This is a genomic window from Bradyrhizobium sp. (assembly GCF_052389815.1).
Classification (GTDB): Bacteria; Pseudomonadota; Alphaproteobacteria; order Rhizobiales; family Xanthobacteraceae; genus Bradyrhizobium.
In genome coordinates this window covers 21,066-33,904 of record NZ_JBQTHN010000219.1, presented here as the reverse complement: position 1 = coordinate 33,904, position 12,839 = coordinate 21,066, and the positions used below count along the sequence as shown (strand labels likewise).

Here is a 12,839-nt window from a genome sequence, read left to right as displayed (position 1 = left end):
GCAACCATGCGCGTGCGTCTGATCCGAGAGCTCATCAAAACCTTGCCGCGATGTCCTTGCTGCGGCGCCATCGCAGCATCAAATGGACGCCGACGCCCATGACGCAGTAAGACTAATCCGCCCTACGAATCCCTTAGATCGTAGCGATACGATTTCGACACGATCTTCCAGCCGTCCTGCAGCTTCATCGCCACCAGGTAATCGGTGAAATAGCGCGGCGGCAGCTGGCAGCGCACTTTCACGAACGCGGTGTTGTCGTCGGAGCGGTCGATGGTGACGATGAAGTCCTCGCGCGGCTTGCCTTCCGCCTTGCCCGAGGGGCGCTTGCGGATGCGGTCGAGCCAATCGGGCACGGTCAAGACCTGCAATTCCCCCTTCTCGACCCAACGAAGATCGGCGCTGGCATCGAAGACCGTGCTCATCTTGTCGGCGTCGCCTTCATAGAGTGCGTCGAAATAGTTCTGCACGACGGCTTCGACGGTGGAACGATTGGTGCTCACGTCTGTCCTCCCTGGCCCGGATTTTCTGTTGCCCGAATTTAGCGACGGAGCGATGAATTACAATCGCGCTGCGATCGATTCCTGTAATCGGGTATGACGGTGATGTCTTCAGAAAAATCGAATGCTCGCATCCTGCGAGGCGAATGCTTCTGCCGTGCAGTCGGCTATACGGTCGCCGATGCGTTCGATTACGCCCTGAATTGCCACTGCTCGGGCTGTCGGCGCGCCACCGGTTCGGCATTCAAGCCGTTCGCCGGCATTGCGCGAGATCGCCTGCGGCTCGTCAAAGGCGATCACGATCTGCTGATCTATGGCGAAGCGCCGTCGGAGACGGCGCCTCACGATGTGCACTGCAAGCGTTGCGGCTCGCTGCTCTGGTCGGTGGTGCGCGAGGGCGCGTTCGTCCATGTCGCGATGGGGACGCTCGTCGACCCGCCCTCGATCCGGCCGCGGGCGCATATTTTCATCGGTTCCAAGGCGCCTTGGCATGTAATTACTGACGATCTGCCGCAATATGTGGGGCACGTCACAGAGCCGGAACTGCAAGGGAAAACATTGAGCTAAACGGCGAACCGACGGGACGTGCGGGGTACTAAATCTAAGAGAAGGCGGGTCCCGGTTGGTGACCGGCCTCACAAAGCCCGGTTTGGCCGATTTGCTAGACTGGGCGCCAAGATACATCTCGCTGAATGCCAGCTTTTCGGTGTCGCCATGACGAACCTGTTCGGACGCAAATTCTGCCAGTTCTTCCTCGCCGCGGCGCTGCTGCTGGGCGCGGAGCCGGCCCTTGCCGAGAAGCGCGTCGCGCTGGTGATCGGCAACGCCGCCTATCAGAACGTGCCGCGGCTGCCCAACCCCGTCAACGACGGCAACACCATCGCCGCCACGCTGAAGGGGGCCGGGTTCGACGTGGTCGACAATCGCCATGACATGTCCGCCGCCGACACCCGCCGCGCGCTGCGCGACTTCGCCGACCGCGCCCGCGATGCCGACATCGCCGTGGTCTATTATGCCGGCCACGGCATCGAGGTCGACGGTGGCAATTATCTGATCCCCGTCGACGCCAAGCTCGAGCGCGACACCGACGTCTATGACGAGGCGCTGTCGCTCGACCGCGTGCTGCTCGCCGTCGAGCCCGCCAAGAAGCTGCGGCTCGTCATCCTCGACGCCTGCCGCGACAATCCGTTTTCCAAGACCATGAAGCGCACCGTGGCCTCGCGCGCGATCGGCCAGGGTCTTGCCAAGATCGAGCCGAACAGCCCGAACCTCCTGATCGCCTATTCGGCGAAGGCCGGCTCCACCGCGGCCGACGGCGATGGCAAGAACAGCCCGTTCACGGCGGCGCTGTCGAAGCATCTGACGACGCCCGGCCTCGACGTGCGCCGCGCCTTCGGCTACGTCCGCGACGACGTCCTGAAGACCACCAACAACCGCCAGGAGCCGTTCGTCTACGGCTCGCTCGGCGGCGAGGACGTGCCGCTGGTGCCGGCGCCGAAGGTGGCTGCGCCGGCCCCTGCCGCCAGTCCCCAGGCCGACATGCGCCGCGACTACGAGCTCGCGCTGCAGATCGGCAACAAGTCCGCGCTGAACGCGTTCCTCGCCCAGTATCCCGACGGCTTCTATGCGAGCCTCGCCAAGCTGCAGATCGAAAAGCTCGCGGCCGAAGACACCCGCGTCGCCGCCACCGAGAAGGCGCGCCTTGCCGAGCAGGAGCGCGCGCGGCTCGCCGCCGAGGGCGCGCAGAAGGCGACGCAAGCCAGGGCCGAGGCCGATGCCAAGGCTGCCGAGCAGGCGCGCATCGCTGCCGAGAAAGCCAAGGAGATCGCCCAGGCGCAGGCGGCTGCCGCCGAGCAGAAGCGCGCCGAAACCGAAAAGGCTGCCGCCGATGTCGGCACCAAGGTTGCCGCGGTCTCGCCGGCGCCGGCCCAGCCGAACCTTGCCGCGCTCAGCACGGGTGCGCCGCAGGCCGACGTTACCAAGTCGGTGCAAACAGAGTTGCGCCGCGTCGGCTGCCTCTCGGCCGAAGCCGACGGCAACTGGAATGCGGCCTCGCAGCGCTCGCTGACGCTGTTCAACCGCTATGCCAAGACCAAATTCGACACCAAGCTCGCCTCGACCGATGCGCTGGATACGATCAAGACCAAGACGGCGCGGGTCTGCCCGCTGGTGTGCGATCACGGCTTCAAGACGCAGGGCGATGCCTGCGTCAAGATCGTGTGCGCCGAGGGCTCGTTCCTCAACGACGACAATCAGTGCCAGAAGCGCCGCGACAAGAAGCCCGTGGCCAAGCGCGATGCCGATCCGCAGGATCGTGCCGCGGCAGCGGCTCCCAAGGCCGGCACCAAGAGTGCGTATGGTGCGGGTGCCGGTGCTGCGAGTGGCAGCGGCAAGATCTACTGCGACTATTCCGGCTGCCGTCCGGTCACGCGCGGCTGCCGCCTCGACTACCGTGGCGGCGGCGGCCCCGGCCACAACGCCACCGTCGAGGTGTGCAACTAGAGCATGATCCGGAAAAGTGTGAAGCGGTTTTCCGAAAAGTTCATGCTCAAACAACAACCTAAAGCGCGATGACGATTCATCCTAATCTCATCGCGCTTTAGGCTGGACGGATTTCGCCACGCATCGATAAGAATTGGCCTCGCGAGAGCGGGGCCAATTCTTGTAGCGAGCCTTTGAAGTCGGGTCACCGTCGGCGCAGCGCAAGAGGAGCATTCTGCACCCGTAGCTCGATCGCAAAACCGGCTCACGCGATGTTCATCCTTGATCCACGCAAACGTGATAGCCTCCGTTAGTCTAAGCTCCCGAACTTCGACAGCCGAAAACCAGCCATGAATGCGCCGGCGTTTGATCTGCTTGAGCCGTTGTTGCGCGCTGCAACCGCGACATTGAGCTGCTTGATGGCTGCGCAGTTTGCCCGGCTCCGGCCATGGCGGGTTGGCAATGTGGCGGGTATCCTGTTCGGCGCTGCAGTCGCGACATATGCGATTGTTTCGAGCCCACAGCTGTCGCAGGCGCTGGGAACCGGCCGCGAACCGCTGATTTTTCTTGCGACTTTCACGACCGCGTTTTTCTGGTTGTTCGCGCTCGCGCTGTTTCGCGATGACCTGCAATGGCGATGGAGTTACGCGACGCCGTTCCTGCTGTTGCTCTCGTTCTATGTGCTTCGGCGGGGACTGGGGGAGCGGACCGTCGGCACGATTGGCCATCAGGTGACCGTCGTGGTCCTGCTGCTGCATGTGCTTGCAATCGCCGTGCGTGAATTCCAGAACGACCTGATGGACTCACGACGGCGGTTTCGGCTTGCCGTTGCGCTGGTGCTGCCGGCCGTGGGCCTCGTCATTGCCGCCGCCGAGACCTATGCGCTGTTTCGGCAGCTTCCGGGCTGGATCGGCCTGCTGCAAGCTTCCGCCTTGCTTGCCCTCGCCGGCGCGTTTGCACTCTGGCTGACTGCGATAAAGCCCGACATCATGGCGCAGCCGGACGCGCCGAGACAGCGGCCGGAGATGCTGTCGGCGGCTGAAGCGATCGAGCTCGAGCGGCTTCAGGCCGCCGTCGCCGCAGGGATCTGTCTCGAGCCGGAACTCTCGCTCGGCGCACTTGCCGCCAGACTCAAGCTTCCGGAGCACCGGCTGCGCCGTCTCATCAACAAGGGGCTGGGTTACCGGAATTTCTCGGCGTTCCTGAACGATCACCGCGTGACGCATGCCAAGCGCATCCTCGCCGATCCGGCGAATTCTCGCGAGCAAATTGTCGCGGTCGCCTTTGAGCTCGGATATGCGTCCCTTGCCCCGTTCAACCGGGCATTCCGCCAGTCGACCGGCATGACGCCATCGGAATATCGCGCCCAGGCGCTTGCCAGGATCGTCGATACCCGAAATTCCTGATCGATTCCTGAAATCTTCGGCTGATTTCCTTTGGGGAGAGGCGCCGTCCTGCAGTCTTGCGCATCGTCAGAGCATGATCCGGAAAAGTGTGAAGCGGTTTTCCGAAAAGATCATGCTCAAGCAACAACCTGAAGCGCGATGACGATTCATCTCAATCTCATCGCGCTTCAGGCCGCTCCTTTGGGAAAGGTACCGTCGATGCTCCAAGAACCTGCAACACTTCTGGATTTCGCCGCCCGGGCTTACCCCGGCATTCTGCAGCAGGACCTGTTGCGCTATGTCATCGGCGCCGGCGGAACATTCCTCGTCATCAATGTCCTGTTGAGACGCTATCTGAGCGGCCGCAAGATTCGCAGCGAGCGACCCGGCGGGAAACAGATGGCCTGGGAGATTCTGGCCTCCCTCAGAACCGTGCTGATCTTCTCGCTGGTCGGTTTCGGCATCGCCCTGGCTGCGCAGCACGGCCTGCTCAACATCTACAGGGACCCGGCCGAGCGAGGTTGGGCCTACTTTGCATTCAATGTTGCGGTGCTGATCGTCGCCCACGACGCCTGGTTCTACTGGACCCACCGGCTGTTGCACCGGCCGCGGTATTACCGGTGGTTTCATCGGCTGCATCATCGCTCGAACAACCCGACGCCCTGGACCTCATACTCGTTCAACGTCGGCGAAGCTGTCGTCAACGCCATCTACTTGCCAATCGCGTTGATGGTGATGCCGAGCAGCATTCTCGCCGCCTTTATCTTCACCGCCCACATGATGCTGCGCAACGCGATCGGCCATTGCGGCTATGAAGTGTTTCCGGCACGGGCCGATGGCCGGCCGCTGTTCGATTGGCTGACGACGGTGACCCACCACGACCTGCATCACGCGCGCGCCGGCACCAACTTCGGGCTCTACTTCACGTTCTGGGACCGGATGATGGGGACCGAGGACCAGGACTATCACGTCCGCTTCGCCGACGCGGTCGGCCGAAAGCGGACGGGGCAGGTCGCTGCCGGAATACAGGAGGCCTGATGCGCAAACCCCTGATCATCGCCCGGCAAGGCGAGCGGCCCTCCGGGTTGCTGGGCCAAATCGTCGTCCGGGTGATGGCGAAGGAGACCGCTGCGGAGAACGATCTGGTCCTCGAGTTTCTCCAACTGACGCCGGCCGATACTGTCTTGGAGATCGGCTGCGGTCACGGCGACACGCTGGCAAAGGCGGCGCGTGTCGCCCGAGGCGGCGTTCTCGCGGGGATCGACTTCTCGCGGCTGACGCACCGCCATGCGATCCGCCGGCATCGCGCGTTGGTGTCCGAGGGCCGGCTGGAGTTCCGCTTCGGGTCCAGTGACAAGCTGCCGTTCGCCGCCGCGAGCTTCGACAAGGCCTATGCCGTCCACACGATATATTTCTGGACTGCGCCGCTCGATCATTTGCGCGAAGCCGGCCGCGTCCTGCGGCCCGGCGGCCGTTTCGTGCTCGGCTTCCGCTCCGCCGAGGATCCCCGCTTCCAGGAGACCTATCCGGCCGAAGTCTATCGCATCCGGTCCCGGGCTGAGGTCGTCGAGTTGGTCCGTGCGGCTGGCTTCAGCGTCCTCAATGTCGTCGAGCGCATGCTGCCCGGGAAACGAATGAGTTTCGTCGTGGCAACGGTTGCGTAGATGTGGCGGACGGGATCGCCGTCTTCGCGCTGCTGGCACTCGCGCCGGGCGCGGCCGGCGAAGCGCGTGCCTTGAACCGACCGCTTGGAAACGGTCAAGCTGACGCAATCGTGGCCAGACGTGCGACCACTTCGTCGATCTCGTCGGCTGTGGTGTGCCTTCCGAGACTGAAGCGGATCGCTCCCATGCCGATCCTCTCCGGCACGTTCATGGCCGCGAGGACGGGCGAGAGCTCGACCCGGCCCGCATGGCAGGCCGAGCCCGTCGATGCCGCGACATCGCGCAACAGGCCCAGGATGTCCGCGCCGATCCTGCCGACGAACGACACGTTGAGTGTATTGGGCAAGCGGTGCGTGGGATGGCCGTTGAGCGCGACGCCCTCGCCGAATCTGTCTTGCAGCGCCTGCCAGAAGCGGTCCCGCAAGGCCTCGATGCCTTTCATCGGCGCAAGGTCCGCCGCCAGCGCACAGGCCGTCCCGAGCCCGACCGCGAGCAGGGCGCTCTCGGTTCCGGCGCGCCGGCCTGATTCGTGGCCTGCGCCGTGGATCGCCGGCTCGAGCTCGAGGCCTCCTCGCACATAGAGCGCGCCGACGCCTTTTGGAGCGTAGAGCTTATGACCGGCGATCGTCAGCAGATCCACGCCGAGCTCGTCCACCCCAGTCGGGATCTTCCCGACCGACTGTGCTGCGTCGGTATGGAAGCGGATGCCATGCTCCCGCGCGATCGCGCCGATTTCCGCGATTGGCTGGATGGTGCCGACTTCGTTGTTGGCGTGCATGACGCTGATGAGCTGCGTCTGCGGAGTAACGGCGCGTCGCACGTCCTGCGGATCGATCCGGCCCGTCCGATCCACCGGGAGGTATGTGACCGAAGCGCCGAGCCGTTCGAGAAAGCGACAGGGAGCGAGCACCGCGGGATGCTCGATCGTCGTCGTGATGATGTGCGGCTTTTCGTGCTTCAGCGCGAAGAACGTGCCTTTGATGGCGAGGTTGTTCGATTCGCTGCCGCCGCTGGTGAACACGATCTCTTCGGGCGCTGCACCGAGCATGGCAGCGACCTGATCGCGGGCTCGCTCCAGCGCGGCTTTGGCGGGCGCGCTCGCCCAATGTCCGCTGGACGGATTGCCGAAGGCTTCGAGCAGGAATGGCCGCATCGCCGCCGCGACTGCGGGATCGATCGGCGTGCTTGCGTTGTAGTCGAGGTAGATCGGAGGCATGCCGGTTTCTCCGCGACGGCTCAAAACACCAGAACCTTGTCGGCGGAAGCCGTGATTGCCGCGAGCTCGGCCATGGTGCTGCGTTTTGCTCCGCTCATCACCTCGCTGTCGGCCAATCCGCGTGCATCCATGCAGGTTCCGCAGAGCAGGACTTGTCCCTTTGCCGCAAGCACGCCCTTCAGCATGCGCTCCACGTTGTAGTAGCCGTCCGGCGTCTTCTGGCCCGATTTCGCCGCCACCACCGCATCGGCCATCAGGAATATCGTTGCGTTTATTGCAGGGTCGGTCTTGGCCAGCGCGAGAGCGAGGCGCAAGCCGTTATAGCACCGCTCGGTGCCGTAGGGCGGGTCGTTCAGTATCAGCAGAACTTGCACAGACTCTCTCCTTTCGCCGTACTCGAGCGCGATCTCTTTCGACTCGCGAGCCGGATTACTCGCCGAGAACACGTCGGCGGTCCTCGAACTCCGCCTTGTCGATCTCGCCACGCGCAAAGCGTTCCTTGAGGATATCGAGCGCCGTGCGGGCCGGCGGCAATTGCTGCGGCGGATATGTTCCTTGCCATGGCCCGCTTAGCCAGCGGACAAGGAGAACCACGACGGCCACCAGGACCGCGAGAAACAGGATCATGAACAATGGACCGAAGATCATGCCGTATCCTCCTCCGCCCCAGCCCATCATGTGTGGACCCCAGCCGTAGCGTTCGGCGCCTGATGGATTCTGCGCCCACGCTGCGCCGGGTAAGAGGGAAAGAGCAGCAACCGTTTGGACCAAGACTTTCTGCATCGGTTTGCTCCGTCATTGGAGAGGGCCAAAAGCTACTCCGCTGGCCGGTTCGTTTTTTGCGTCAGGTCAACAACGCCAGAAGCATGTTCGCGCATGAAAACGGCGACGACGGCTCCGGAAACGAACGTCAGGCCGGCGATCGAGCCGATGGCAGCCGCCAGTCCGAACCGGTCCGCGATGAGCCCCGCCGACAGCGCCCCGATCGCGTATCCGAGATCCCGCCAGAAGCGATAAACGCTGAGCGAGCGTGCGCGCCAGCTCGGATGCGATGCGTCGGAGACGGCGGCGATCAGGCTCGGATACACCATGGCCGTGCCGAGTCCGAGCAGCAGGCTGCCGGCAAGCCACCACTCGAAACGAGTTGTCGCCGCAGTCAGGAACAAGCCCGCGGCCTGCACCCACATGCCGGCGACGATCAGCCCCTTGCGACCCCAGCGGTCGGAGAGGGGGCCGGTCGCGATCTGCAGGATGCCCCAGGTCGCGGGATAGACGGCCTTCAATATGCCGATCCGGTCGACGTGCAGGCCGAACGAGGCGAAGAACAGCGGGAAGATACCCCAGCTCATTCCGTCATTGAGATTGTTGACGAGTCCGGCCTGCGACGCCGCGAACAGGTTCCGATCCTTGAAGGACGTGAGGAGGAATATCTCGCGGAAGCCGATCGGGGCCGCTTGCTGCGTATGGGCCGCCGCCTCCAGCCGCACATGCTCGCGCGTATCCCGCACCAGGAGGACCGAGAGCGCGGCACCCAGGATCGCGTAGGCGATGCCGAGGCAAATCGGCGCCGGCCGCAGCCCGTACTTCGAGGCCAGATATCCGGTGAGGAATGCCGTCACGCCCACTGCAAGATAGCCGGCGAACTCGTTCAGGCCCACGGCAAGGCCGCGCGACTTGGGCCCGACGAGATCGATTTTCATGATAACCGTCATCGACCAGGCAAGGCCCTGGTTGATGCCGAGCAGGGCGTTGGCGGCGATGACCCATCCCCAGCTTGGCGCCCAGATGATCATGAAGGGCACCGGCAGGCCGACCAGCCAGCCGAGGACGAGAACGCGTTTGCGTCCCCAGGCGTCGGCAAGCTGGCCGGACACCAGGTTGGCGAATGCCTTCACGACGCCGAAGCTGACGATGAAGGAAACGACGAGCGTCGTCGAACCGATCCCGAAATCCTCGGTGCCGATCAGCGGCACGACGGTTCGCTCGATGCCGACCATGCCGCCGACGAAGGCGTTGATCAGCACGAGCAACGCGAATTGCGGCCAGTTCTCCTTCAGGCCCAACCGGACCGCCAGGGCAGCTTTGCTTGTGGGCAGCGCCTCGCTCATCGGATCAGGCTGCGACAGCCGCGATGCCCGAATTGGCGGCCCTGATTTTCGCAGCCTCCGGCGGCGCCGGTGGAATCTCCGCCACCATGAACCGGACGAACTCGGCTTCGTCCTCGATCGCGAACGCCTGATTGTGCCGCTTCTCGAAGCCGATCGCGGAGGATGGCTTGCCGCTCAAGCGGCGGCCGCAGACCGAGCCCGCATAGGCGCCCGGCAGCACCTCGACGTAGTCGGGAAGCGCCTTCAACTTGCGCACGCTCTGGAACAATTGCCTGGCGCCTTCCTCGGCGCTCACGGCAAGCTCGGTGCGGCCGAGATCGCCGACCATGAGCGTGTGTCCGGTAAAGACGAACCACGGCTCGTCGGCGCGCGTTCGGTCCGTCACGAGAAGGCAGATGTGCTCCGGCGTGTGACCGGGCGTGTGCAGCACCGTGGCGGAGACGTTGCCGAGCGGAAGAACCTCGCCGTCGCGCACGCCCCTGTATGGAAACGATACGCCAGCTTCCGCCGAGAGCACGTACTCGGCTCCCGCTGCGGCGGCGAGCGCGCGGCCCGCCGACAGGTGATCGGCATGGACATGGGTGTCGATGACGAAATGTATCCGCATGCCGGCATTGTCGGCGGCCTGCAGGTAGGGCTGAATGTCGCCGACGGGATCGACGACCGCCCCGGCGGCTTTGCCGCCGCAGCCGAACAGGTAGGAGATACCGACGGGATCGCTGTGCAAGAACTGGCGGAGAATCATGGGCTTGCACTCCTTGGTGAGAACCGCTAGATAACATTCAATCGATCTGCTGAATGATATAGTCAGGGAGCGCCATGTCAAGCCCAGGACCGAAACAGGCGATCTACGAAAGCCTTGCGGGAGTAGCGCAGGCGCTCGGCCACGCTCACCGGCTCGAGCTGCTGGAGCACCTTGCGCAGGGGAAACGGACCGTCGAGGAGCTGTCGGCCCGGGCGCATTTGACGTTCGCCAACACCTCGCGCCACCTGCAAATCCTCCGGCGTGCGCGCCTCGTGGAGACCGAGCGTCGCGGCAAGCACATTGTCTATCGTCTGGCCGGCGATGCCGAAGTGGTCACGCTCACCAAAGCCCTCGGCCGCGTCGGCGAACGGAACGTTGCCGAGGTCGGTCGCGTGGTGACCGATTACTTTCAAACCCGCGATGCACTCGAGCCAGTCTCGCGTGACGACCTGGTCGGGCGATTGCGCGACGATCTGGTTACGGTGCTCGACGTGCGCCCGGAGGATGAATTCGCGCTCGGCCATCTCCCGGGCGCGTTCAACATTCCGCTCGCCGAGCTGGAACGACGCCTGGGCGAGCTGTCGAAAGGGCGCGAGGTGATCGCTTATTGCCGCGGACCCTACTGCGTTCTTTCATTCGAAGCCGTTGCCGCGCTGAGATCCCGCGGCTATCGCGTCCGCCGTCTCGAGGACGGCTATCCCGAATGGAAGGCCGCGGGCCTGCCCGTCGAATCGATCGCCTGAGGCGGGAGGAAATCGAGTTGGACCCGAAAGCCGATCGTTCGGACGTCGCGTGGTCCGTCGTTGGCCGCAAGGACTACGATGCAGCGTCCGTGCTCCGGCCGGAAGCATTGCTGCGCGAAGCCCGCCGACAGAAACAGCTGCCATTCGTGCCGGTGCCCGAGGTCTGCGTGCTTGATCCGGACGGCGATGTCGTCCGCCACATCAAGAAGATGGGGAAGGGACGCGCCCACGAGGGATGGGCCTGCTATCACACCGACCTTGTCGCCTTCGATCTCGGCGACTGCGGCGAAGTCGGCATCGTGGGCTGCGCGGTCGGGGCCCCCTTTGCGGTTCTCGTGGCGGAACAGCTCTTTGCCTCGGGCTGCCGGCTGATCGTCAGCGTCACCTCGGCGGGCCAGATCATTCCGATCGGACCGACGCCCTACTTCGTGTTGATCGACCGCGCCCTGCGCGACGAGGGAACGAGCCACCACTACCTGCCTCCGGCTACGCACGTCGAGGCGCCCGATGCGGAGTTGCTGGCCGCCGCCGAGCAGGAGTTTCGCAAACTCGCGGACATTTCGGTTCACCGGGGTCCGGCCTGGACCACCGATGCGCCCTACCGCGAGACTGAAGCAGCGATCGCGGCGGCGCGCGATCTGGGGGCGCTTGCCGTCGAGATGGAAGCTGCGGCCCTTTACGCGTTTGCGAACGCGGCGCGACGCTCCATCGTCTGTCTTGCGCATGTGACGAACGCGATGGCTCGGTCGGAAGGCGATTTCGAGAAAGGCGAGGCAGACGGAACGACGGCAACGCTTGCCGTCGTTGCCGCTACGATCCGGGCATGGTCCGCCTCTCGAGGCCGCCATCGATGACGATGCCGGGACGGGTCGTTGCCGTCGTGGGTCGTTCCGGTTACTGGCCAGGCCCATCGCGAAGCTCTTCCGTGACGCGCCTACTTTGCATGGGGTTGTTTTCGATATTTTGGGTTGGACGCGAGAATCGCCTCGGTCGACGGGCAAATCACGGTGCCAGTTTTCGAAACCGGGCAAGGCGCTCCTCGAAGTCCTTGCCCGCAGCCGTGCGTCAGCTCTTCCGCTCGGCGACGAAGCGCGAGGTGGCGCGCAGCACGTCGCCGCGGTTGCCGAAGATCGACAGCGCGGAATCGCCGCGCGCCAGGAGGTCGCGCACGCGCTGCTTGGCGCCGTCGATGCCGAGCTGCGTGACGAAGGTGGTCTTGCCCAGCGCCGCATCGGCGCCGGCCGGCTTGCCGAGTGCGGCCGCATCGCCCTCGACGTCGAGCAGGTCGTCGGCGATCTGGAAGGCTTCGCCGAGCGCCCGGCCGTAATCGTCGAGCGCCTGATACTCCTTTTGCGAGGCCTGGCCGAGGATGGCGCCGGCAATGCAGCCATAGCGGAGCAGCGCGCCGGTCTTCATCTGCTGCAGCCGCGCCACGTCCACCGGCTCGCGGTCGCCGAAACGGCCTTCGCCGGCGAGATCGAGCATCTGACCGCCGACCATGCCGCCGAGGCCGGAGGCGCGCGCCAGCGCCCGGGTCAGCAGCAGCCGCACGGTGGGATCGCGGTGGACCTCGTCGCGGCTGATGATGTCGAAGGCGAAGGTGAGCAGCCCGTCGCCGGCAAGGATCGCGGTGGCGTCGTCGGTCTTCTTGTGCAGGGTCGGGCGGCCGCGGCGGAGATCCGAATTGTCCATCGCCGGCAGGTCGTCATGGATCAGCGAATAGCAGTGGATGCATTCGAGCGCCGCGCCCACCAGCAGCGCGGCTTCGCGCGGCACGCCGAACACGGCCGCGCTCTCCACCACCAGGAACGGCCGTAGACGCTTGCCCCCGCCGAGCGTGGAGTAGCGCATCGCCTCCATCAGCCGTTTTGGCCGCGCGATCTCGTCGGGCAGCGGCGTGTCCGACAACAGCTGGCCCAGCAGCCGCTCGGTTTCCTCGGCGGTCCGGTCCAGTCGCTTGGCGAAGTCGGCTGCGGCGGTCGTCATTCAGAAAGGCTCCA

Annotated in this window: 14 protein-coding genes; 7 read left to right on the top strand and 7 right to left on the bottom strand. The window is 64.7% G+C overall.

Features of this window, described 5'->3' with window-relative positions; translation table 11 throughout:
- Positions 1 to 122 precede the first annotated feature (122 nt).
- Positions 123 to 500, bottom strand: a complete 378-nt coding sequence (locus tag ACT4OC_RS29495; RefSeq protein WP_444842585.1) for a nuclear transport factor 2 family protein — start codon at positions 498 to 500, stop codon at positions 123 to 125.
- A gap of 99 nt (positions 501 to 599) precedes the next feature.
- Between ACT4OC_RS29495 and ACT4OC_RS29490 the strand changes: the two genes are divergently transcribed.
- The 5 genes from ACT4OC_RS29490 to ACT4OC_RS29470 all read left to right on the top strand — a co-directional run bounded on the left by ACT4OC_RS29490 (position 600) and on the right by ACT4OC_RS29470 (position 6,027).
- Positions 600 to 1,064, top strand: coding sequence for a GFA family protein (locus ACT4OC_RS29490; protein WP_444842588.1), 465 nt, complete (start codon positions 600 to 602; stop codon positions 1,062 to 1,064).
- A gap of 147 nt (positions 1,065 to 1,211) precedes the next feature.
- The gene (locus tag ACT4OC_RS29485) at positions 1,212 to 2,999 is read left to right on the top strand and encodes a caspase family protein (RefSeq protein ID WP_444842584.1); all 1,788 of its coding nucleotides are present in this window, start codon (positions 1,212 to 1,214) and stop codon (positions 2,997 to 2,999) included.
- Positions 3,000 to 3,397: 398 nt separating this feature from the next.
- Positions 3,398 to 4,384, top strand: a complete 987-nt coding sequence (locus ACT4OC_RS29480) for a helix-turn-helix domain-containing protein (protein WP_444842583.1) — start codon at positions 3,398 to 3,400, stop codon at positions 4,382 to 4,384.
- Between the two features lie 198 nt (positions 4,385 to 4,582).
- A complete protein-coding gene (locus tag ACT4OC_RS29475; protein ID WP_444842582.1) occupies positions 4,583 to 5,401 on the top strand; it encodes a sterol desaturase family protein in 819 nt (272 codons plus the stop codon).
- On the top strand, positions 5,401 to 6,027 hold the full coding sequence (locus ACT4OC_RS29470; RefSeq protein WP_444842581.1) for a class I SAM-dependent methyltransferase: 627 nt from the start codon (positions 5,401 to 5,403) through the stop codon (positions 6,025 to 6,027). The genes ACT4OC_RS29475 and ACT4OC_RS29470 overlap by 1 nt, the downstream gene beginning before the upstream one ends.
- Positions 6,028 to 6,121: 94 nt before the next feature.
- On the opposite strand, the gene ACT4OC_RS29465 is transcribed toward ACT4OC_RS29470, so the two are convergent.
- Genes ACT4OC_RS29465 through ACT4OC_RS29445 form a run of 5 tightly spaced genes read right to left on the bottom strand, consistent with a single transcriptional unit; the run spans position 6,122 to position 10,096 of the window.
- The gene (locus ACT4OC_RS29465; protein ID WP_444842580.1) at positions 6,122 to 7,243 is read right to left on the bottom strand and encodes a cysteine desulfurase family protein; all 1,122 of its coding nucleotides are present in this window, start codon (positions 7,241 to 7,243) and stop codon (positions 6,122 to 6,124) included.
- A 20-nt stretch (positions 7,244 to 7,263) separates the two neighbouring features.
- Positions 7,264 to 7,617 carry a DsrE/DsrF/TusD sulfur relay family protein gene (locus tag ACT4OC_RS29460; protein WP_444842579.1) on the bottom strand — a complete coding sequence of 118 codons (354 nt, stop codon included), beginning with the start codon at positions 7,615 to 7,617 and terminating at the stop codon, positions 7,264 to 7,266.
- 55 nt (positions 7,618 to 7,672) lie between these two features.
- The gene (locus tag ACT4OC_RS29455; RefSeq protein WP_444842578.1) at positions 7,673 to 8,026 is read right to left on the bottom strand and encodes an SHOCT domain-containing protein; all 354 of its coding nucleotides are present in this window, start codon (positions 8,024 to 8,026) and stop codon (positions 7,673 to 7,675) included.
- 32 nt (positions 8,027 to 8,058) lie between these two features.
- Positions 8,059 to 9,351, bottom strand: coding sequence for an MFS transporter (locus ACT4OC_RS29450; protein WP_444842577.1), 1,293 nt, complete (start codon positions 9,349 to 9,351; stop codon positions 8,059 to 8,061).
- A 4-nt stretch (positions 9,352 to 9,355) separates the two neighbouring features.
- Positions 9,356 to 10,096: an MBL fold metallo-hydrolase gene (locus tag ACT4OC_RS29445; protein WP_444842576.1), complete on the bottom strand. Its 741-nt coding sequence runs from the start codon at positions 10,094 to 10,096 to the stop codon at positions 9,356 to 9,358.
- 74 nt (positions 10,097 to 10,170) lie between these two features.
- On the opposite strand from ACT4OC_RS29445, the gene ACT4OC_RS29440 reads away from it, so the two are divergent.
- Entirely contained in the window at positions 10,171 to 10,839 is a 669-nt protein-coding gene (locus tag ACT4OC_RS29440; RefSeq protein ID WP_444842575.1) for an ArsR/SmtB family transcription factor, read from the top strand.
- A gap of 11 nt (positions 10,840 to 10,850) precedes the next feature.
- Complete coding sequence (locus tag ACT4OC_RS29435; RefSeq protein WP_444842587.1) at positions 10,851 to 11,693, top strand: nucleoside phosphorylase; 843 nt, start codon at positions 10,851 to 10,853, stop codon at positions 11,691 to 11,693.
- Positions 11,694 to 11,904: 211 nt separating this feature from the next.
- Here ACT4OC_RS29435 and ACT4OC_RS29430 read toward each other — a convergent pair whose 3' ends face one another.
- Positions 11,905 to 12,825: a polyprenyl synthetase family protein gene (locus tag ACT4OC_RS29430; RefSeq protein WP_444842574.1), complete on the bottom strand. Its 921-nt coding sequence runs from the start codon at positions 12,823 to 12,825 to the stop codon at positions 11,905 to 11,907.
- Positions 12,826 to 12,839 lie beyond the last annotated feature (14 nt).

Bases quoted from the DNA above. Each gene is read 5' to 3' on its own strand.
- ACT4OC_RS29485 (WP_444842584.1), top strand. From the start codon at position 1,212: ATGACGAACCTGTTCGGACGCAAATTCTGCCAGTTCTTCCTCGCCGCG.
- ACT4OC_RS29480 (WP_444842583.1), top strand. From the start codon at position 3,398: ATGGCTGCGCAGTTTGCCCGGCTCCGGCCATGGCGGGTTGGCAATGTG.
- ACT4OC_RS29475 (WP_444842582.1), top strand. From the start codon at position 4,583: ATGCTCCAAGAACCTGCAACACTTCTGGATTTCGCCGCCCGGGCTTAC.
- ACT4OC_RS29470 (WP_444842581.1), top strand. From the start codon at position 5,401: ATGCGCAAACCCCTGATCATCGCCCGGCAAGGCGAGCGGCCCTCCGGG.
- ACT4OC_RS29465 (WP_444842580.1), bottom strand. From the start codon at position 7,243: ATGCCTCCGATCTACCTCGACTACAACGCAAGCACGCCGATCGATCCC.
- ACT4OC_RS29455 (WP_444842578.1), bottom strand. From the start codon at position 8,026: ATGCAGAAAGTCTTGGTCCAAACGGTTGCTGCTCTTTCCCTCTTACCC.
- ACT4OC_RS29450 (WP_444842577.1), bottom strand. From the start codon at position 9,351: ATGAGCGAGGCGCTGCCCACAAGCAAAGCTGCCCTGGCGGTCCGGTTG.
- ACT4OC_RS29445 (WP_444842576.1), bottom strand. From the start codon at position 10,096: ATGATTCTCCGCCAGTTCTTGCACAGCGATCCCGTCGGTATCTCCTAC.
- ACT4OC_RS29440 (WP_444842575.1), top strand. From the start codon at position 10,171: ATGTCAAGCCCAGGACCGAAACAGGCGATCTACGAAAGCCTTGCGGGA.
- ACT4OC_RS29430 (WP_444842574.1), bottom strand. From the start codon at position 12,825: ATGACGACCGCCGCAGCCGACTTCGCCAAGCGACTGGACCGGACCGCC.